Annotated in this window: 14 protein-coding genes; 3 read left to right on the top strand and 11 right to left on the bottom strand. The window is 45.5% G+C overall.

Going from position 1 to position 21,120, the window contains the following annotated elements; translation table 11 throughout:
- Positions 1–27 precede the first annotated feature (27 nt).
- The 8 genes from FHS68_RS20735 to FHS68_RS20700 all read right to left on the bottom strand — a co-directional run bounded on the left by FHS68_RS20735 (position 28) and on the right by FHS68_RS20700 (position 14,869).
- On the bottom strand, positions 28–1,389 hold the full coding sequence (locus FHS68_RS20735) for a sulfatase family protein (protein ID WP_167274314.1): 1,362 nt from the start codon (positions 1,387–1,389) through the stop codon (positions 28–30).
- A 215-nt stretch (positions 1,390–1,604) separates the two neighbouring features.
- Positions 1,605–3,947, bottom strand: coding sequence for an arylsulfatase (locus FHS68_RS20730; protein ID WP_167274312.1), 2,343 nt, complete (start codon positions 3,945–3,947; stop codon positions 1,605–1,607).
- Between the two features lie 20 nt (positions 3,948–3,967).
- The gene (locus tag FHS68_RS20725; protein ID WP_167274310.1) at positions 3,968–5,413 is read right to left on the bottom strand and encodes a sulfatase; all 1,446 of its coding nucleotides are present in this window, start codon (positions 5,411–5,413) and stop codon (positions 3,968–3,970) included.
- 155 nt (positions 5,414–5,568) lie between these two features.
- On the bottom strand, positions 5,569–6,996 hold the full coding sequence (locus FHS68_RS20720) for a RagB/SusD family nutrient uptake outer membrane protein (protein WP_167274307.1): 1,428 nt from the start codon (positions 6,994–6,996) through the stop codon (positions 5,569–5,571).
- Positions 6,997–7,035: 39 nt separating this feature from the next.
- Positions 7,036–10,065, bottom strand: coding sequence for a SusC/RagA family TonB-linked outer membrane protein (locus tag FHS68_RS20715; RefSeq protein WP_167274304.1), 3,030 nt, complete (start codon positions 10,063–10,065; stop codon positions 7,036–7,038).
- 126 nt (positions 10,066–10,191) lie between these two features.
- Entirely contained in the window at positions 10,192–11,121 is a 930-nt protein-coding gene (locus FHS68_RS20710) for a hypothetical protein (protein WP_167274301.1), read from the bottom strand.
- Between the two features lie 497 nt (positions 11,122–11,618).
- Positions 11,619–12,518, bottom strand: a complete 900-nt coding sequence (locus FHS68_RS20705) for a ThuA domain-containing protein (protein WP_229211993.1) — start codon at positions 12,516–12,518, stop codon at positions 11,619–11,621.
- A gap of 101 nt (positions 12,519–12,619) precedes the next feature.
- Positions 12,620–14,869, bottom strand: a complete 2,250-nt coding sequence (locus FHS68_RS20700) for a M1 family metallopeptidase (protein ID WP_167274298.1) — start codon at positions 14,867–14,869, stop codon at positions 12,620–12,622.
- A gap of 393 nt (positions 14,870–15,262) precedes the next feature.
- Here FHS68_RS20700 and FHS68_RS26275 point away from each other — a divergent pair, with 393 nt between their 5' ends.
- Positions 15,263–15,661, top strand: coding sequence for a hypothetical protein (locus FHS68_RS26275; protein WP_208408377.1), 399 nt, complete (start codon positions 15,263–15,265; stop codon positions 15,659–15,661).
- A gap of 311 nt (positions 15,662–15,972) precedes the next feature.
- Positions 15,973–16,761 (top strand): DUF899 domain-containing protein, encoded by a 789-nt coding sequence (locus FHS68_RS20690; RefSeq protein ID WP_167274295.1) that lies wholly within the window; start codon positions 15,973–15,975, stop codon positions 16,759–16,761.
- Positions 16,762–16,826: 65 nt separating this feature from the next.
- On the opposite strand, the gene FHS68_RS20685 is transcribed toward FHS68_RS20690, so the two are convergent.
- Positions 16,827–17,195 carry a DoxX family protein gene (locus FHS68_RS20685; protein WP_167274292.1) on the bottom strand — a complete coding sequence of 123 codons (369 nt, stop codon included), beginning with the start codon at positions 17,193–17,195 and terminating at the stop codon, positions 16,827–16,829.
- A 93-nt stretch (positions 17,196–17,288) separates the two neighbouring features.
- On the opposite strand from FHS68_RS20685, the gene FHS68_RS20680 reads away from it, so the two are divergent.
- Complete coding sequence (locus FHS68_RS20680; RefSeq protein WP_167274290.1) at positions 17,289–17,696, top strand: winged helix-turn-helix transcriptional regulator; 408 nt, start codon at positions 17,289–17,291, stop codon at positions 17,694–17,696.
- Here FHS68_RS20680 and FHS68_RS20675 read toward each other — a convergent pair.
- Positions 17,671–18,600 carry a hypothetical protein gene (locus tag FHS68_RS20675; RefSeq protein ID WP_229211992.1) on the bottom strand — a complete coding sequence of 310 codons (930 nt, stop codon included), beginning with the start codon at positions 18,598–18,600 and terminating at the stop codon, positions 17,671–17,673. The genes FHS68_RS20680 and FHS68_RS20675 overlap by 26 nt on opposite strands.
- Before the next feature lie 222 nt (positions 18,601–18,822).
- Positions 18,823–21,114 (bottom strand): glycosyl hydrolase family 95 catalytic domain-containing protein, encoded by a 2,292-nt coding sequence (locus tag FHS68_RS20670; protein WP_167274288.1) that lies wholly within the window; start codon positions 21,112–21,114, stop codon positions 18,823–18,825.
- Between the last annotated feature and the right edge of the window lie 6 nt (positions 21,115–21,120).

The raw sequence follows: 21,120 nt of genomic DNA, 5'->3' as shown, positions 1-21,120 counted from the left end.
CACTCATTCACATTCAATCATTCACTTTCAATCCCCCTTCTCCGCAAACGCCGGATCGGGTTCAAATCCCGGCAATATCACCTTCGCCACCCCAGGATCGCCAAATTTCCAAGCGGGAAGCTTGGCCAGTTCGCCTTCGAAAACCTTCCTCCTTTTCTCCCCTTCCTCCCCTGCCTTCCCCGCCGCAACCGGACTTTTTTCCTCGATATCTTTATCCAAATCATAAAAACGGCCATCGGAATACAACTTGAAATGACGGTCCCGGATAAACCGGGCCGAATTCTTGTTAGCCGCCTCAGAATGAATAGGCTGATAATGCGAAAATATCCAATCACGCGGTTTGCCTTTTTCCCCCTTAATCTGCGGCAGAAAACTGCGCCCGTCGGTATCCCATTCCGCCGGAACTTTCACCTGCATAGCTTCCGCGAGCGTTGGCAACATATCCGTAAAATCGATCAGGTTATCGGTTTCGTGGGTTTTGTATTTGCCGCTACCCCAGTTAACGATCAGCGGTACATGGTGGCCGCGGTCGATCGTCAGTCCTTTTCCGCCCTGGATTTTACTTCCATCCTTCATTTGGGTAAAGATCGGCTTCCCGGTACCATTATCACCCGTGAAAATGATGATGGTATTTTCATAAATGCCAAGGTCTTTCAGCTTCTGAATGATCTTACCCACGTTCTTATCACAATAAGTTACCATATCCCGGAAGTTTAAGGTATCGCTTTTGTGATGCCCGGCCGGGTCCGATTTCCAGCTTTTGCTGTCGGGCGTTGGCGGGAATGGATCGTGTACCAATGCCATCGGATAATAAGCCAGGAATTTCCCGTCCTTATTTTTTTCGATAAAATCGAGCATATTGTTCACGAAAATGTCCGGACCGTAATCATTGTCTGTCGTTTTCAGGATCTCGCCGTCTTTGTCGATCAATGGCTTGGCATAACGCTCTCCGTCCCTTCTTGGTTTGTCTAATTGCCAGAGGCAATACTGGTCAAAACCAAAATGTTTTGGCAATTTGTTATTCGCCCCAAGCTGCCATTTCCCCGCAATTGCGGTCGCATAACCAGCTTCCTTAGCCAGATTCGCGAATGTTTTCTGGTCCTGGTTGAGGTGACCGAACTGGGAGTAGTTTTTGTAATTGTATTTGCCCGTCATAATCTGCACGCGGGTCGGCGTACACAGCGGCTGTGAAAATCCGTAGTTGAATTTCAGGCCATTCTTCGCCAACTTATCAATATTCGGAGTTTTATAGGTGCTTCCATAAGCCCCAATGCATTCCTTCCCCATATCATCCGCCAGGATCAGGACAATGTTGGGCGATTTCTTCTGGGCAAAAACGGAAGCTGACGCCAGGAACAGTAGCGCTAGCAGGTAGTTAAGTTTGGTCATGAGTGGTTAGGTTTTTGTTTATTTATTGTTCGGTGTAGTTCAGGGTGGTTCGGGATGGTTCGGGGTAGTTCGGAATGGTTTGAGGTAGTTCGGGATGGTTCGAGGATGTTTGGAATTGTCATGATTGGTCATGGGTTGTTTTACACAATCCCGAACAATTTCGAAAAATACCTGACCACAAATGACAACCCCGTGACCATTAATGACAACCTCAATCATTGATACGCAATCGTAACCTTCTTTAACCTCCCCGTAAACATAAACGGCGCCTTGTACAAATCCGAAACGGCAGTCTTCTGGTCCCGTCCTACATCCGTTCCATCAAAATTCCGTGGTCCTTGAATTTGCGCTTGTGCGGCCGTGAAGCTTCTTTCACCTATCTTTTCATCGTTCAAATAAACCGTCTCTTTCCCAATAGACTTACCTGCCTCGGCTGGGCCGGAATGTTCGTAAACCAATTTAAAATTCACTTTTCCCTTTGGAATGGCTGTCGTTGAAGAAATATTGAAAACATCTTTCAACGTCTTATGGGTATAATGAAACTTGCCATCTTTCACAAATAGACTAATGCCGCTTTTATCCCCGCCCACCGCAAATAGAACGCCTTCTTCTTGCCCTGAAACGATCTCAGCTTCTGCATTTGCAGTAAAAGAACGTCCGTCGTACAAGGGACTGCTGACCCCGACAAGGTTATCGACGCCCGGAAAAAGGGTAATGTTGGGCATTTTACCATAGACCGTCCTACCCGCAGGCATATCGTGCGCGGTAAAATCTTTCAATGGATATACGTTGTATTTCTTCGCCTCCTGATCAAAAACCGCCTGCAATTCTTTCAGCTTTTGAGGATTTTTTGAGGCAAGATTCGTGCATTCGTTAAAGTCTTCATTGAGGTTATATAATTCCCAAACGTCCTTGCTGAAATCTACTTTCCCACCGGATGGATCTGCCTTACCGGTTCCTCCCTCCAATCCTTCCCACACATCATGTCCTCTGGAAGCCTTCCAACCATCTTTGTAAATTGAAAGTGCGCCCGCGATCTCATAATACTGCACGGTATGTTTAGACGGCGCTTTTGAATTATCAATCGCATAAGCCAGACTAGTACCTTCGATCGGTTCCTGTTTGTACCCATTGATCAGCTTCGGCGTTTCGCCTTTAATGATTTCCAATGTTGTCGGCAGCATATCGATTACATGGCCGTACTGGTTACGGATGCCGCCTTTTTCTTTGATCCCTTTTGGATAATATAAAATCATCGGATTGCGCGTGCCGCCCTCGGTATTGGCATCGGCTTTCCAATAGCGGAAAGGCGTATTGGCAGCAGCAGCCCAGCCGATTGGATAATCCGTGCTGGATTCGTCGGTACCAATTAAGTCGCTGGCATTCAGGATGGCGTCAATGCGGGCTTCTCCCTGCAATCTGTTGATCTGCGGATTAATAGTACCGTGCTGGGTACCGCCTTTACTTGCGCCATTATCTCCCAAAATGACCGCTATAACTGTATTATCCAGCTGATCAATTTGTTCCAAATAATTGACGATCCGGCCGATTTCATAATCGGTATAAGAATAAAAGGCGGCGTACACTTCCATGAAATGCGCGTAGGCTTTCTTTTCCTTTTCAGATAAGGTCGCCCATTCTTTTACGCCTGGATTACGTTCGGGCAACACGGCATTTTGCGGGATAATACCCAATTTTTTCTGGTTTTCAATCACGATCTCCCGGTACTTATCCCAGCCGAGGTCGAACTTTCCTTTGTACTTATCGATCCATTCTTTGGCTACCTGATGCGGTGAGTGTGTTGCGCCAGTGGCCAAATACAGAAAAAATGGCTTTTCTGCATCCAAAGATTTTTGGTTTGCAATGTATTTAATGGCTTTGTCGGCCAGCAATTCGTTTAAATGTTTCGTATTAGGTTCAATATCCAGCTTCGTCGCATCCTCCCAAAGTTCAGGGTGCCACTGATCTGTTGCGCCGGGCAGGAATCCATAGTAATGGTCAAAGCCTCTTCCCGTCGGCCAGCGATTGAATGGACCAGCCTGGGAGTTTTCGGTAACCGGCGTCAAATGCCATTTACCCAATGCGAAAGTGCTGTAACCATTTTCACGCAAAATTTCGGCAGCGGTGGCTTTTTCGAATGGGATATAAGTGTCATATCCAGGAAAATCCACGGCAGCCGGTGTCAGCAAACCGACGTGCGCGGAATGGTGATTTCGTCCGGTCAACAATGCGGCGCGGGTAGGTGAACAAATGGCAGTGGTATGGAAATTCGTAAAACGAAGGCCCTGATTCGCCAGTTTCTGAATATTAGGTGTTTCCACCAACCCGCCAAAAGCAGTCGTCGCACCAAATCCGGCGTCATCGATTAATATCCAGACGACATTAGGTGCGCCTTTCGGGGCTTTTTTGTTGTACTCAATTTTAAATGGCGTCGATTCTTGCAAAGTCTTTCCAAACTTCCCATTCCAGGGCTGTTGCGAACTATTCTGGGCAAAAACCTGACTGCTGGCCACGCATCCTGCGATTACCGTAGCCGCAATTTTTAAACCTAATTTCATAACGCTCTCTATTTAAAAGTTTAATTACCAGTTGCGGTTGGAGCAAATTCCGGGTTTAGTTTCGCGGGTATTGGCGCATTGGTTTTGGTTTTCCATGCGTCGAGTTTGTCCTTTAATTCTTTCGTTTTGGCAGGATTGACTTTCGACAGATCTTTACTCTCACCGATATCCTCCCTGATATTGTAAAGTTCCACGCGCCCATCTTCATAAAACTCATGCAATTTGAAATCGCCCGACCGAATCGTGCTGGTAGGCCGCGTTCTGAATGCATCTTTATTTCGCTGGTCACCTTTGTAAGCCTCGAGGTAGCCAGGAAAATGCCAGAAAATATCCCGGGCAGGTGTCGTTTTTTGCATTAAAATTGGCGCAAAACTCTGTCCGTCCACGTCTGAATTCAATGGTTTTTTTATGTTAGCGACTTCCAGCAATGTCGGATAAAAGTCAACCCCAATCACCGGAGTTTCAGTGGCCGATCCGGCTTTCGTTTTGCCCGGCCATTTTACGATCAATGGAACGCGGACTCCGCCTTCATACAACATTCCTTTTGAACCACGCAAGGGATAATTGGCTGTATTAACGCCCTGTCCGCCATTGTCCGAGAAGAAAACAACCAATGTATTTTCGGTCAGTTTCAAAGATTCCAGTGTTTGCAAAACCCTGCCAATACCTTCATCGGCGCTTTGGATCATGGCTGCGTAAGTTGGGTTATGATGATATTCGTCGCCTTTTTTTGCTTTGTATTTTGCGATAATATCTTCCTTCGCTTCAACCGGCGTATGGACTGCGAAGTAGGATAGGTATAGGAAGAATGGCTTTTTCTGATTGGCGTCGAGGAATTTCACCGCTTCGTCGGTCAAACGGTCAGTAATATACTCGCCTTCTTTTCCGGAGGTAATGCCTTCATGCGGTGAGACATTTCCCTTTTTAGAGTAAGGGTAAAAATAGGACGGCGTTCCTTCCGAGTTTCCAATGACATAGTCGAAGCCCTGTGCGTGGGCGTCGGCATTTTCACTTTTCTCACCCAATTGCCACTTCCCGATTAATCCGGTGTTATAACCTGCATTTTTGAATTCCTCGGCAATGGTTGTGAAAGAAGGGTTTAACACTGTGTTATTTTTGATCGGGATCAGCTTTCGATCCACAGACTGGCCGCGATCCGAATTACCGACTGTGAAAACGCCATGACGCGGCGTGTATTTCCCGGTCATTAGCGAAGCGCGACTTGGCGCACAATTCGGCCCCACCGAATAACCCTGGGTAAATTTCAGGCCCTGTTTTGCCAGCTTATCAATATTTGGCGTCTCATAATACTTACTCCCCGCCGAACTCAAATCCGTCCACCCCCAATCGTCGACGAGGATGAAAAGAATGTTGGGTTGCTTTTCTGTATTCTCTTTACCTTGCGAGAAGGTAGTAAAGGAAATAAACGAGAGGAAGAGACTGAAAATTAGGGTGGTCTTCTTCATTTGATCTAGGTCTAAGAAATTATTAAGTTTTTTTAGGACAATTTTTATTGTCATGCTGAGCGTAGTCGAAGTACGTTACTGCTTGTCGGCGACGCCCCTTCGACTCCGCTCAGGGTGACAATGCATTCCGCTCATCATGACAATTCATTCATTCCCTATTCCCACCCCGGATTCTGTACCAATTTCGGGTTCAAATCCAATTCTCTTTGAGGGATTGGGTGCAGGTAATGTTTTTCAGCGGCGTTGGTTTTACCGGCTTTGTGCAAGTCTGTGATCATGCGTTTTGTTCTCACGAGGTCGAACCAGCGTTGGAATTCGAACATGAGTTCCAATCGGCGTTCCAGGTAAATGGCTTCGCGGAATGTGTCTTTGGTTAATCCGGCCAGAGCAGTCAATCCTGCTCTTTTGCGGACGCGGTTAACAGCTGCGTAAGCCTCGGTAGTCGGGCCGGTTCCTTCGTTAATGGCTTCTGCATAAATTAAGAGCACTTCCGCAAATCGGATCACAGGAATATTCTTGGCCGATTCTGTTGGGTTACCAATTTGCGCCATGTCAAAATATTTAAAAAAACGCGGTGGGAAGGTGATTTCCTTTCCGGTGGTCGGACTGACCAATGAAGTAAAAAAGGTGACATCCCTGCGTTTGTCAGTTGCCGAATACAATTTGTAAACATCCGCATGCGGCTCGTCGGTACCTGCCGAGGCCACACCGGGTATCCCTACCGGCGTAGCCGACGAAGCAAGCCGGTTTCCCTGTCCATTGACGTTCGATTTGCATTGAACAGAGAAGATATGCTCCTTACCATTTTTGGTAGCTACATTAAAAACATCGGCAAAATTTTCAAACAGATCGTATCCATAAGCCCCGTTAATGACTTCGAGGCTTTTGGCAGCTGCTTTATCCCACTCCTGGCGGGTAAGGTATACTTTCGCAAGAATCGATTTGGCAGCCCCGCCCGTCGCACGGCCCGCATCTGCTCCTGAAAACGAGTTCGGCAATGCTTCTGCGTCTGTTAAGTCTTTGATAATTTGTTGATACACTTCCTCCTTGGCTGTCCGGGCAACCTGGATACCCTCTTTGTCCAATGAGCTTGTTCCCTGTAAAACCAATGGCACGTCGCCCCAAAGCCTAACCAAATTAAAGTAAAGCAACCCCCGTAAAAATTTGGATTCATTCACCAGCCTGGTGCGTAAAGTGGGATCCATTTCGATCTGCGGAATGCGGTCGATGGCAATGTTTGCGCGGCTGATTGCCAGGTAACTTTCGCGCCAGAGCTCATCCACGCGGTCGTTGGTAGTAGAATGCGAAAGTACCGAAATCGTACGCACATCCGCATTAGTAACCCGCAAACCCGCAATAGCATCGTCGGACATGATCTCAAAAGCGAGGTGGACCAGACGGTTGTACATGGTTAGCCCCCCATTGTTCAGCGCCGCATTGTACACGCTGGTTACGGCGGCCAATGCATCGCTTTCAGTTTTGTAAAACTGCTCGTCGGTAATCAGCGAGGACGGATTCTCATTTAAATCCGTGCAGGAAGTGAATGTGAAAATGCCTAAAAATATAAAAAGTATCTTCTTCATAATGTTGGATTCAAGATTTGATTTAAACATTTAACACTCTTAAAATGAAATGGTTAAACCTGCTAAAAACGATTTTGAGGATGGATAAACACTATAATCGATGCCCTGGTTAAGCGTACTTTGCTCATTGCGGCTCACTTCCGGATCAAAGCCTGTGTATTTAGTCCACGTGACTAAATTGGCCCCTGATACGTAAATTTTGATTTGGCTTGAGTGGATCTTGGAAGCAATGCTTTTGGGCAGGTTATATCCCAGAGTTACGTTTTTAAGTCGAAGAAAAGAGGCATCTTCCACGTATCTGCTGGTGTTAACTGGCGCAGGATCTTCAAATGCACGTTGCACTTCGTTTGTCGGATTCGTTGGGCTCCAGCGCTCGTAGGCTGCTGTGGACGCATTTTGCTGACCAGTCAGCAATTCCAGTTGTTGTTTGTTCTGATTGAAAAGCTTGTTTCCATAAGTTCCCTGCAAGAAAAAGCTGAGATCGAAATTGAGAAACGATAAAGTATTGGTAAGCCCGCCCTGGAACTTAGGTTGTGCGTTTCCAATGATGGTTCGGTCGTCGGCCTGGGTAATTTTCTTGTCGCCATTAATATCCACATATCTGCGGTCGCCAGACTTCGTCGTTGCGGGATTGATGGTCGGCAAATTGGCAATGTCATCTCCGGTCTGGAACAATCCATTGGTTTTATACCCATAAAAAGAACCCAGCGGCTGGCCCACTTTTGCTATGTTAGCAGCCGAAATGATATAGTCGGCGCCGTCCCCTAATGTTAAGACTTTGTTACGGTTAACCGACAAAACAAAATTGGTATTCCATGAAAAGGGCCCGGTCAAATTCTCGGTGTTGATGCCCAGTTCAATCCCTTTGTTTTCCACAGAACCATAATTTTGCAAGGAAGTACTCTGTCCGGAAGTATAGGGAATCGGCACATTTAGCAGCAGATTGGTCGTTTTTTTGTAGTAGGCGTCGAAAACAAAATTGATTCGGTTTTTGTAAAGCGAAAGATCAATCCCGCCGTCATACTGCGCGGTGGTTTCCCAGCCCAGATCCGGATTGGCAATGCGGTTTGGGGCGAAACCAATGTAAGTCTGGCCGCCGAAGAAATAGGTGTTGGAACTCAAAGTCGCCAATGATAGGTACTGACCGATTTCCTGGTTACCCGTAATCCCGGCGCTCAGGCGCAGTTTAAAGTTGCTGATGGTTTTGAATGATGAGAGAAAATTTTCGCGTGAAATGTTCCAGGCTAATGCGGCGGATGGAAAATATCCCCATTTGTTATCCTTACCAAATCGCGACGAACCGTCGGCACGGCCACTAATGGTTACAATGTATTTTTGGTCAAAAGAATAATTGATACGGCCAAGGTAGGAGTTCAAAGCCCAGGATGATGACCCGGATGTCGGCTGCGTGTAAACCGATCCGCTACCCAGATCATTGTAGGTCAGCTGATCAGTAATAAATGATTGAGAGCCGGCAATCGCGCTTTCAGTTGAGAAGGCTTGTTGCGTGTAACCCACAACCACATTCACCGAATGCTTTTCATTAAATATTTTGGAATAACTTAAAGTGTTCTCATTCAGCCAGGTAGACGCAAACTTCGTCCCGACAAAGGCTTTACCAGTCGGATTGGAATTGGCGCCCTGGTAAATGTCGGACGGAATGTAGCGGTTTTGCTTGTTGTTGAGGATATCGGTACCAAACGAAACCTTGGCAACCAGACCGTCGAAAAAGGTATATTCACCGTAAATATTTCCCAGGAAACGGTAGGTTGTGGTTTTATTGATCTCCTTTTCAAGTGTCGCAATCGGGTTACCCAGAGGTGTTTCAAATTCGCTTTGATAAGTATATTTTCCATTCGCATCCCGAACATTGACAGCAGGCGGCATGGCAAGCAATGCATTCACAATACCATCATTCGCAACCTGGGAACTGATCTTGCTCGCCGTCAGGTTAACGCCTACTTTGAATCTGGAAGAGAAATCACGATCCAGGTTGATCCTGCCCGAATATCTTTCAAAATCGGTGTTTAAGAGCACGCCATTTTGTTTGAAATAATTACCTGAGATCGCATACCGGGTGCGGTCGTCCCCGCCCGTCATGGAAAGCTGGTGGTTTTGTATGGAAGCAGACCTGAATGCCTCTTCCTGCCAATCGGTACCTTCTCCCAATGCGTTAATCTGTTCCGGGCTGTAGTAAGCTGCTTTCCCCGAGTTGGCGCGTGCTTCATTTTTCAGTATCGCCCAATCTTTGGCATTTGTCATGACGTCCACTTTTTTGAGGACTTTCTGGGTGCCATAGTAAGCATCGTAGGTCAATGTATTTTGTCCTGCTTTTCCTTTCTTGGTGGTGATCAACACAACACCGTTCGCGCCGCGTGAACCATAAATCGCGGTTGCAGATGCGTCTTTTAAAACTTCAATGGACTCAATATCGCTCGGGTTTAAACTGGCCAATGCATTGATGCTCGGACCGTTTGTCACGCCTGCACTGGCATCACCGTTGCTATTGTAAACCGGAAATCCATCAATCACATACAATGGCTCATTGCCGCCAGTGATGGAATTTCCACCCCGGATCCGGATGCTCACCGCCGCTCCCGGCTGACCGGAAGTTTGGGTAACCTGCACACCCGCTGCGGCTCCTTGTAAAGCGCGGTCAAAGGAGCTAATTGGCTGTTTTAATGCAAGTTGCGGGACAGAAGAAACAGAACCAGTTAAATCCCCTTTCTTTTGGGTACCATACCCGATCACGACCACTTCATCCAATACATTGGCTGTTTTCAGAACTACTTCCGCGGGTTCTTCTGACAGTTCATAAATATCAATTTCCTGCTGCTGATATCCTGTAATGTTGACCAGCAGCGTAAACGGAAAATCTTTGGGTGCGGCAATGCTGAATCTGCCATCCAGGTCACTGCTGGCATATTTAGAAGTTCCTTTTAAAACAATGGTTGCGCCAGGGATGGTCTGTCCGGAGGCATCCTTCACAACTCCGGTCACTGCATCCTGCGCCTTGGCAGAAAGAAGGGTAAATGCCAGGAAAAGCATGAGGTACAAGTATTTTTTCATCAAATTTAAGCGGGTTATAAAAATTTGAATTGCAGTTATACAATTAGGGCATTGAAAAAAATTGGCATAGTTGATACTGTACCGCCAACTACGGAGATTGACGGTATAGTATATACGAAATGGAATTTACTTTACAGCGGAGAACCTTTCCAGCTTTTCCTTTTCCTGTTCCAATCGTTTGGCGTCAGGTTTCAAATAGCCGAATTGTCGAAGGTCTTTGTCCGCATTGGCCGCGACCCATAATAGAAACTTCTTGGCTTCTGGATTTGAATTGTGTTTATCGATAGAAAAATGAATGTATTCTATCGGTACATTTTTAATTTTCTCATTTTCCAGGCTAGTCAGCACACCGTCCAGATTATCCAGCACCTTTTCTTCTTTTGAAATCCTTCCATTTCCATCCAGATCTATCGGAATGACCGTAATCCCCTCCACTGGTTTTCTTGTTTGAAGATCATATGCAAGCCCGGGCGTTGTGTAGCTGACACCCGTTTCGTCTTTCAATAAAGCTTTAATCAAATGTTCATCAGCACCGGCAATGGCTTTCCCTTTGATGTCTTGTTGTTCATAACCAAAATATTTGGCGAATGTCAAGGGCGCACCGGCTTTCTGCAATCTGGTGTAAATGGTGTAGCCGGTTGGCAGTGTCTTATCTTTCTCCGCGTAGATATCATGGAAGAAGATCTGTTTGTAGGTTTTTTCGTTCAACCCTTTTTCACCATATTCTTTTGCAAAGGCAGATTTTGCATTGGCAACCGGCAATAATGCATATCGACCGAGGGAAATATATTCGCGCGTTTCCTTCACTTCCTTATCCTGATCGTAGGCTTCAATGAGTAAGTCATATTTTTGAGGATCTGTTATGGTCCTGGTTTCGATGACAATCTGTGATGATGGATGCAGGGCGGTATAATCTTTGATCCACTTTTCAACCAATGGATATGCAAACCGGACGCCGGTGATAATGACCTTATTGTCAGCAGTTTCCTGAGCAAAGCCAGACGTGGCCAGCAGGGAAAATGCATAGGTAAATAGTAGAATTTTAAATTTCTTCATAATAGGATTTGTAAAACACGCCGTCCAAGAGTCCGTGAAAACGGTCGCCCTAACAAACGTTTGTAGTTGTGTAACAGGAAAATATACGGTATGCGAACGCAATGTTATGCTCCGTCAGAATAATTCAACAGCAGCGACAACATCCAAGAAATTGCAAGAGCTGCGGGTTGGTTACCACCGTGGGCGCAAACTTTCTGCGCGAAGAATATACATTCATCGAATTCATGAGTGAAATGATTATGTTTTTTCTCTTGTGCTGGTGGCTAACAAAAGAGAAATCTACTAAATTGATAGACAAAGTAAATTTAAAGAAAATTAAATTGCAAGAAGTTTCTATAAATAAAGCTGAATTTGTCTTGGGGAAGGCTTTACCAAATGACTTTTAGGCCTTCTGATGTGTATATGTAAGCCTACCCGATTCAAAACGTGTCCAGATAAGAATGTGTGTGCCAGCAAATAATTGGTTCACAAATCATACAATATTGGACCCATATTTTTCAGTTAATACGCTTCGTCAACTCGTCCAATTCTGCCTGCTTCGGAGTTGTTGATTTGATGCCTTGTTCCGGGACAGAGATTTTGGCAGTCCACGCTATGGCGTTCAGTACCAGCTTTCTCACATTATCATTTTGCCAATTGTTATGGACGTGACCGCCGGTAAATCCGAAACCACGGCCGCCATTTGGACGGTCGAATGTCCAGGCTAAGGTCTGCAATTCCTTCTTGACCAAAATGGCTTCTCTGACGGCTGGATTGCTGGAATGGGTACCCTCGGGACGGTTCAGTGTTTTGTCAGGCGGTAAAGCCTGCAAAATAGGTTTGATAGTTTTCTGATCTTCGGTAAACCTCATGTGATAGTACCATTCATCCATAATGCCAAAAGGCTTTACGCCACTTGAAACGGGATGATCCGGAAAGCTTGCGAAGTTAGCCTCCCAAGAAGGATTAACCGACCAATTGATCTCAAAATAGCCGCCAATCCATTTTTTGAAGTAATTGCCTGTATTGCCTTGCGGTACTTCCAATGCGAAGTGCAGCACAACTAACCCAATACCTTTATCCATTAATTTGTCCATATCAGCCACATGCGGGATAACCATGTGGCCATCTCCCCCATCGCTGTACATCACAATTGCATCCGCATCTTGAAGAACGCTGATATCTTTCGGCCAGCCTCCTTCAATCACCATTGCATTTACTTCCGGAACATTATTATTTAAAGCTTTCGCTAGTAAGGTACACCCGCCCTTGTGCTCGTGTTCTCCTTTCCCGTGACTGTCGGGCCCGGCAATAAAGACAATCTTCTTCTTCGGTTGCGGCTGACCATTTTGACCTTTTGCAAACAATCCAATACACAGAAAAAAAATTAATAAGCTGATATTCAGTTTCTTGCCCATGACCATTCTTGGTTTTAATTTCGGATAGGTTTTCCGAAAGTCAGTTAATCTGGCAATGAACATTATAAAAACCAGACCAATGGGCAGAGATAACCTGATATCTATTCTTTCAGAAACCGAGTGGAAGTCGCCGTCTTTTGATCTTTTGATATGAGTTTCAGAATATAAAGTCCGCTCGGCAGCCTGGCCACATCGATCTCGTTGTGATCCCTTATAATTAACCCAGACAGGCGCGGGTCAGCGACAATTCCATTGATACCATATACCGACCCGCTTAAATTTTCAGGTTGGTTATCAACATTAAAGATTAGTCTGTCCTTGACTGGATTGGGTGCCAGCACAACATTTAAGCGAGATACATTGCCACATGAAGATGACACGATCCTGGTATATTGTTCTTTTCCATCATAATCCTTCTCCGCAATCCGGTAGTAACTCTGTTTTGTCCCTGCCCCGATGTCATTGAAGGAATAAACCATTTTAGTCTGCGAATTTCCTGCGGCTTCAACCTGCCCGATCGCATACCATTGTATCGCGTCACTGCTTTTTTGAACCTCAAAATAAGCTGCATTAACCTCCTCGGAGGTCTCCCATTTAACCTCGACATCATTATCAGAGCAAGCGGCATTGAAATTGCTGAATGTAACAGGCAATGAGCTCGAAACTTTCGTCAATACATTATTCCTGCTGATCAGCCATGCCTCCGGGTCAAATATCACTTGGTCCGCTGTAAAACCTAGATTTTCGGAGAATACCTGACCGTTTGAGATGTTGTTAAGCGTAACCAGTTTCTCTTCATTGGTTACCGAATTTCTGAAAAGCAACGGAACCGGTAATTGAAAGAATCCAACAGACGGATGGGAGGTCGTCTGATTGAGCTTAACCTCGACGGTATTATTGGAAGGATACCAATCAATATGATAAGTCGGAAAACCTTCTCCAGTAAACCATTGATCAAAAAAATAATTAAGATTTTTCCCACTCGCAGTTTCCAGATGATTTTTGAGCATTGCCGTTGTAGCGAATCCGTAGGCGATGGCCGGATCTTGAAGATAGTTTTTGATCGCTGTCTTAAATACCGCTTCGCCCAAAATCCAGCGCAGCATAAACAGCAAATGCGATCCTTTGTAATAGCTTAGCCGCTGATTAAAGATTCTGTTGATATTATTAACATCAGAAACCCGCACGGATCCCGCAGTATTGCTGGTGATGAAAGTGATTTCGGACTTGCGATTGGTGATTGCAGTTGCGGGATACTTATTTTCCATAAACATGCTGGCCAGGTGTGTTGCAAAGCCTTCATTAAGCCAAATATCCTCCCAACTTCCGCAAGTTATCTTGTCACCAAACCACTGGTGAGCCAACTCATGCGCCATAAGGGATTCATTCATACTCCCCATAAAAGAGGCTGTCTGATGCTCCATACCGCCGCCATAGCCAAACTGAACATGCCCATACTTCTCTTTCCTGAAAGGATATTTTTCAAAAAGATTGCTGAAGAAATCAATCTGATTTAAAGCTGCCATACCGCCAGCCTCAAATGTGGCCTGACTTTCGGGATAACAAAAAGTCTGCATTTTGACATTATCTCCCAAAATATCCAGCGAATGGTCGAAAACAAGATAATTAGTAACCGCAAAGCATACAAGATAGCTGGCAATAGGATATCTGTGTTTCCAATATGATGTCCTTTTTCCAGCCGCCACAGTTTCATTTGTGAGGATGCCGTTCGAGGCCGCTTTATATGCAGAGGGATAAGTAATGTAAACGTCGATTGAATCGGCTTTGTCATCGAGCCCGTTTTTACATGGCCACCAGTTTCTGGCACCATAAGGCTCGCTCAATGTCCACATGATTGGCGCGAGTGTTGCGCCGGATCCATGAGTCGATGTTACAAAGTAAGCATCCGCAGAAGAGGGAACGCCGGAATAGGAAATGCTGACCGAATCCTTGACGTCCACTGGAATCGATGCAGGAAAAGTGATTGTAATGGTATTATTGCTGCGGGTAAACGGCAACGAAATATTCCGCTGCTCCACAGTAGAAACGGTCAGATTATCTGCCAGATCGAACGCAATCACATGATCTGTCGATTTCATTACAAAATGCGTGGTAATCTTTCCCGCGATTTGCCATATGTTCGGATCAACATTCCATTCACACCGATAGTACTTAACATCGAAGTTTGTCGATGCGCCGGTAAGGGAGCCTATTCGGGAAGCGTCGATCACATTTCTGTGACTTCTCATCTCCATTTCGGCAATCTCTCCAATACCCTTGAAGATTTCACTTTTTTGAGCATAGGTCCTTGAAAATGTAATTAGTACAAGAAGCAGGAGAGATGGTTTCATAGTGGGTGTTTTTTAGATGTTTATATTTTCTACGAACTTAATGTTTGTCCGCGATATCTGCCAGATAATCAATATTGAATTATCAGAAGGCATGACGATCGGATATTTTTCTAACAAGAAAGCCCGCAGACAATAATGCTGCAGGCTTCCTCTCTACGACTAAAATAACCATCCAATTATTTCCTTGGCGTTGTGCTAGTGCTTGGAATCGTGGACGGCGTTGTTGTGCTGCCCGGCACTGTTGCCGAAGGTGTTGTCGTATTATTAGGTGTTGTCGAGGGTTGAGTTGTACTTGGGATCGTATTGGTCGCAGGTACATTAGAGCTCGATGGTATTGTGCTCGATGGCTGAGTTGTACTTCCCGGAATTGTTGAAGTTGAAGTCTTTCCAGGAGTGGTAGTTCCCGTCCGTGGCACATTCGATGATGATTGCGGGGTCGTTACAGGACTGGTTGTGGTTGGCGAAGTAGTCCTGTCAGGGACAGTTCCCGGTGGTACAGTTGTCGGCTGCGTAGAAGTGCTAGGCGTTGTTGATGTGGCCGGTTGCTGCGTCGTTGTAGCAGGTTTAGTTGCGCCAGGCAGCGTAGATGGCTGTACAGTACTTCCCGGAACAGTTTTAGGCTGTGTTGTACTCGTCGACTCTGGCGTACTTGATTGCGTTGATGACGGTGTCGTGGAAGATGGAGTCGATGACGATGGCGTTGTCGTTTGCGCAAATGCTGCCGTTGATCCTAAGATCGCAAGCGCCATAATGTTTAATTTTAAAGTTTTCATGATACCTTATATTTGTTGATTAATCTTTAACAATTATGATATTACTAAGATTAGCTCAAAAAATCATACCAACTTGCCAGGCGTTTCTATAAAGGCAAATGAACGGCCTTGAGGCGTCACCAGGACAGTTAAACCCATAATATGTAACCGTACTGTCCCTTAAATGCCGCAAAAATGGGTTACGATTACACAACTAATCACCACAATATCAACATCATGTAGTGAACATGGGAAAAAATAATGTCTCAAATGCCCCCTCAAATCCGTCTTTTATGACGCTGTGTTTCTTAATATTAAATCTGAAATTTGTGAAAACAAAAACCTTGAACTATGGAAAAGCATCAAGAAGTCTTGAATGATATTTCAGAAAAAAGTCTTTCAGGCCACCTTAGCGGGCATCCGGTTGTTTCCCACGAAGAGTGGATCGCTGCGCGCAAGCTCTTATTAAAAAAAGAAAAAGAACTAACCAAACTCAACGACCAACTTAGCGAACAGCGGCGTAACCTGCCCTGGACAAAAGTAGATAAGACCTATCAGTTTGAGGGAATCGACGGAAAATTGAATCTTTCAGACCTTTTTGAAGGAAATAGCCAACTGATGATTTATCATTTTATGTTTGGGCCGGATGACGAAGAAGGTTGTCCCGGATGCTCTTTTCTGGTAGACCATCTTGATGGGGCAAACCTGCATCTGGCACACCACGATGTTTCGGTTGTAGTTGTTTCCCGCGCACCACTTCCAAAATTGCTAGCGTTCAAGAAAAGAATGGAGTGGAATTTCAAATGGGTATCATCTTCTGAGAGCGATTTCAATTACGATTTCAATGTTTCTTTCACCGAAGAGCAAATTGAAAAAGGGGAGGTATATTATAATTATGAATATCTGGCCCACGATTCCGGGACCGAGTCACCGGGCATGAGTGTGTTCTTCAAAGATGAAGCCGGGAACATTTATCATAGTTATTCCAATTATGGCAGGGGCGGCGATATATTAATTGGCGCACACAACTATCTTGACCTTACACCAAAAGGAAGAAATGAAGACAGTACCATGGACTGGATGCGCCACCATGATAAGTATGATGATTTCAAAGGTGAGTCTGACAGCTGCTGCCATTAACAAGAAGCCAGGATGAACAACGACATCCTGGCTTCTTCTTTCATATTTAATAAATAAGTCTTTATCTAAATGGCGACTGGTTTTTCTGAAACAGGAAGAAAAATTGAAGGAGCTCTTAAAAAAGCGGCGACCCAGATCAATATCATAGGAAGCAATGCATTGAATGGCAAGCCATGAGACAATTCGGTGGCAAGTGCCCCTGCAAAATAACAGATCAATAAAAGGAAACCGATTTTCATGGTTTTGGGATAAATGAATAAGGCAGTAAAGCCAATCTCCATTAAGCCTAAAATCGTCAGGTACTTCCCCACTCCGACCTTCCCGAGCCCGTCCACCACTTCTGCGCTGCCCATTAATTTCATTATGCCACTAAGGATAACCATTCCCGAAGCGATCACGGTGACGGCGATGGTAATTATTTTTTTTGCTTTCATAGTCAATTTGTTTGACACAAAAATAGCTATCTTTACTAATAAATTATTAGTAGTATACCAAAGGTTAGTAGTAACCTTTAAGTTAGTGCTCACATGCGAATCAGTGATAAAAACAGAGTAACCCATTCCACAACGGAATGTAATGGAAAATTAGGCGCCGTTGGTGACGCCCTATATGTGATTGGTGGCAAATGGAAATTGCGCGTGATTATTGCCCTTTCGGAAGGTAACAGAAGGTTTAATGATCTTCAGCGGACCGTTTCCGGAATTTCAGCGAGGGTGTTGTCCAATGAATTAAAGGAGTTGGAGCTCAATGGGTTTGTAAAACGAAATGTTTACACCGAGCCAGCCGTCATTATCGAATATGAGCTGACTGAATATAGCGACACACTGGACCCTGTTCTTCAATCACTCATCAACTGGGGTGAGATGCATCGTGCGAAGATTAAAAGTGATGCAAAAACGGCAATACTACTCACTGATCAGGCAGAGATAGCGTAATGTGCCACATATCGCCGGAATTGGTCACCTTTTCCGTTCCCCAAACTCCGTCTCCCCCATCGGCACGGAGGTAAACCCCAAACACCAGACTGGTGATGCCAGTGCCTTTGATAAGCACGCTCCCACAAGCGGCGCCCGTATTGCAACTACCGGTAATGGCTGTTTTGGAATGTAGAATCTTCTGTTTTGACCCATCCACAAGTATTTCCTTGTTTCCTGATAGCTTTGCCAGCGTCAATGCCGGTGTCAGTAATTCAAGTTCTGTGGCGAAACCCAGGCGTTTGTTCCCAAAGTTTGAAGTGGCGCCGAGGCCCAGCAGGGATAGTACCGGATCCGTAACCGGGCGACTAAATTGCAATCTGATTTTACCATAATAATAACGGCTCGTATCAGACTTGGGCGCATTGGAAAGCAACAGCGGCTTGGCCGACAAAAAAACCTGCAGACCTGTATTGGCATACAAATTCACACCCTGTCCTACCGGCCCATCCGGATGCGCGGTGAAAATTGTCCGCGTTGTATCTGTATAGTAGTAATTAGTATTCGCCACGGAAACGGATCTGACCTGAGAACTGCTAGCGCCGGAGGCAGCACCGAACGTCATTCCGGTAACATGCTGTGGAACGGTGAGATAAGGCTGATCATCAAAACTGAATGTGACAGAAAGGTCTTTTGCCGATTTCTGGAAGTAGATTCCCTGATCGCTTGCCCCATTCTTGTTTAGGTAAAAAGAGAGCGTCTGCGGAATGGAGGTCGGGCCTTTAGGGACAGGGGGTGTGTAGCTGTTGTTCACTCCGTCCTGGACAAATTCCAGTGTGTTCTGTGCCACCAACTCTGATGTTCCACCCAGCCAAAGCGTGACTAGCAGGACCGAACGTATCGGCAGATAAGATGAAGAAAGCATGTGTAAAATTAAATATCGTTGAGAAGATCATATGCAAGATATGGTATCCGAATCACGCTTACCAACATTTTTCGACACACTTTTTCATTTTCGCCGCAAAGTCCAGATTATTCTAAAATAGTTTCAATAACAATCGTAAAAAATTTTGTAATTATCTGACTGTTAACTTATTATGACCAGTATTTTATCTTTTAACGAATTCTCTGCGCGGGTTTTGGGTTGTCATTCGGCATTTTGCAGCACGATATATCCTCCCGGCTTGCATTCAAGTTCGATCATCCCATTTGCTCCATTGCTGAGTAGAATGTCGCTGGCAGAAATTGTTTTCCATTTTTTGAATGGCTGTTTTAAGTTCGTCAAACCCCCTTTTTCAGAGACGATCTTGACCTCTGACAGCCTACCGTTTTCTTTTTTGACACTGACCAGGAAAGCGCCTTCAGTTCTTAGATTTTCAAAAGATATATCCTTCCAATCTGCCGGAACTGCGGGCAAAACTTCGATGAATCCTGCATAACTCTGAATGAGCATTTCCTGCAAACCGGCCGCAAAAGCAAAGTTACCCTCGAGTGTAAACGGTCTGTATGTAAATTTAGAAAGACCTGACTTTGTTTGGTCTCCGTTGACGTGAAAACTGTTGGGCAAACAAAAAGCCCTAGCAAAAACTTCCAGATATTTTGCCGCCCCATCACCATCCTTCGCCCTGGCCTTCATATTGGCCAGCCATGAATAAGAATAACCACACCAATAATCCGGACCTGTTTTTTCCAGCAGGCTGATGGAATTTTTGATAATAGACCTGGATTTATCTCCATCCTCCCATCTCAAAAGTCCCAGTGGGTGGATCGCCATCATGTGCGAGAAATGCCGATGCGATTCGTTGTATGGCAAAGAGGGCGCAAACATCAATTCATTATTTTTGGTAATTGCATAATCGCCAAATTCCGCAGCCAGCTGCTTCCAGTGCGCCGCCTCAGCATCTTTTCCAAGCTCTTGTGCCAGCTCCGCGGCCGTGCCCATTGCGAATTTCATCAGCGCAAGATCATAATTCGTATTTTCATCGAACCAGGCTGTCAGCTTGTTATCGTTGATTTCCGGACTGGAACCGATGGGCAGTTTCCTCATTCCATCCTTACTTTTCACGGTAATTTGTTCAAGAAACGTACATACCTCCCTGAACCAGGGATAAGCTTTGTTTTCCAAAAAGCCCCGGTCCATGCTGTAACGCCACTGCAGGTAATAATGCTGGGCAAGCCAGGATGACACGGTTGGAGAGAGCGAATACTGGATCCAGCCACCCATTTCTGTCCCATCCAATGTAGTTACTCCGGGAACTGCCAGGCCGTCGGTTCCAAAGTACATTTTGGTGTACCGTTTGTAATTGAGAATGTTGGTGTCCAGATGGTCAAAGTACCCCAGGCCTTCTTCCAGGTGATTGCCGCTGTACGACGGCCAGTAACTCAGCTGCGTGTTCAGATCGTGGTGAAAGTCGCCTTTCCAAGGTGGTATCCGGCCGTTATCGGCGGTCCATACTGCCTGCAGGGAAATCGGTGGAGCACCTCTTCTCGCTGCTGAACCAAATTTGTATTGTTCCAAAAACCATTGTTTCTCCAAGATCGGATCTGGAATGCGTAACGAGGATTTTGACCAAAATCCTTTCCACCAGGCACTATGCGAGTCGAAATCCTTATGATAACCGCGGGCCAAAGCGGTCTTGATATGATCGGAGGCTGCAACGCTTATTTTCTGATCGGGGTATTGGGATGAAATGCTCCATACACCCTCCAAAATTCCTGCTTTCGGTTCTCTCCACTCAACCGTTATTTCATAGCGAAACCCTCCCCAGCCTTCCTGCTGGTAAACAATGCGGTTTTTCTGACGTTCTACGGTCCCTTGCTTGTATCCCAGCCTTGCGAGATCGTCCCCTACCAGCGAGTTAACTTCACCTCCTGCCGCTATTTTTCCCTGGTATTTCGGAGCAACCAACTCGGGCAAAAATGCGGATTTAATATTTTCGAACCGAAACCAGCCCACCGGCTGCGTGGCGTGGACGAAAGTTTTGAGCTTCATCCCACTATCCCATTCCACTTCGCAGATTGCATTGGCAAGGAGTAACTTTGCCGATTTCACTTTTGATGATGACGGCAAAGCAAATTCAAGTCCTCCCGCCGGGATCTTGGAGGGCGCTGGTTCCCTGTCATACGGCGCGTCAAAATACTGCTGGACAGGTTTATAATCCTTTTTAGCAACTTGTCCTTGAACCCATTTGTATGAAAATTCGTCCCGATGCAGGCCGGCCATCGGCCTCATATCCCAAATATCGGCCCTATCCAGTGAAAATCTCAGATTCCCGTCTTTCTGCCAGATCAATGCACCGACTGTTCCATTTCCAAGAGGTATGGCTTCATCCCAAACTGCCGCAAGCTTATCAAAATGAAGCCCATGCTTTTCCAGCGGTTGCCCAAGAAGGCACGTGTAATTCACGAGCAGAAAGAGAACAAGTACAAGTTTTGCCATGAATGT

Origin of the sequence: Dyadobacter arcticus (genome assembly GCF_011762185.1) — a bacterium.
GTDB lineage: Bacteria > Bacteroidota > Bacteroidia > Cytophagales > Spirosomataceae > Dyadobacter > Dyadobacter arcticus.
Note: the sequence above shows the minus strand (reverse complement) of the source record. Positions and strands in the feature narration are given on the sequence as shown.

Excerpts from the sequence above, each read along its gene's own strand:
- FHS68_RS20735 (WP_167274314.1), bottom strand. The coding sequence starts at position 1,389 with ATGACCAAACTTAACTACCTGCTAGCGCTACTGTTCCTGGCGTCAGCT.
- FHS68_RS20730 (WP_167274312.1), bottom strand. The coding sequence starts at position 3,947 with ATGAAATTAGGTTTAAAAATTGCGGCTACGGTAATCGCAGGATGCGTG.
- FHS68_RS20725 (WP_167274310.1), bottom strand. The coding sequence starts at position 5,413 with ATGAAGAAGACCACCCTAATTTTCAGTCTCTTCCTCTCGTTTATTTCC.
- FHS68_RS20720 (WP_167274307.1), bottom strand. The coding sequence starts at position 6,996 with ATGAAGAAGATACTTTTTATATTTTTAGGCATTTTCACATTCACTTCC.
- FHS68_RS20715 (WP_167274304.1), bottom strand. The coding sequence starts at position 10,065 with ATGAAAAAATACTTGTACCTCATGCTTTTCCTGGCATTTACCCTTCTT.
- FHS68_RS20710 (WP_167274301.1), bottom strand. The coding sequence starts at position 11,121 with ATGAAGAAATTTAAAATTCTACTATTTACCTATGCATTTTCCCTGCTG.
- FHS68_RS20705 (WP_229211993.1), bottom strand. The coding sequence starts at position 12,518 with ATGGGCAAGAAACTGAATATCAGCTTATTAATTTTTTTTCTGTGTATT.
- FHS68_RS20700 (WP_167274298.1), bottom strand. The coding sequence starts at position 14,869 with ATGAAACCATCTCTCCTGCTTCTTGTACTAATTACATTTTCAAGGACC.
- FHS68_RS20690 (WP_167274295.1), top strand. The coding sequence starts at position 15,973 with ATGGAAAAGCATCAAGAAGTCTTGAATGATATTTCAGAAAAAAGTCTT.
- FHS68_RS20685 (WP_167274292.1), bottom strand. The coding sequence starts at position 17,195 with ATGAAAGCAAAAAAAATAATTACCATCGCCGTCACCGTGATCGCTTCG.
- FHS68_RS20680 (WP_167274290.1), top strand. The coding sequence starts at position 17,289 with ATGCGAATCAGTGATAAAAACAGAGTAACCCATTCCACAACGGAATGT.
- FHS68_RS20675 (WP_229211992.1), bottom strand. The coding sequence starts at position 18,600 with ATGCTTTCTTCATCTTATCTGCCGATACGTTCGGTCCTGCTAGTCACG.
- FHS68_RS20670 (WP_167274288.1), bottom strand. The coding sequence starts at position 21,114 with ATGGCAAAACTTGTACTTGTTCTCTTTCTGCTCGTGAATTACACGTGC.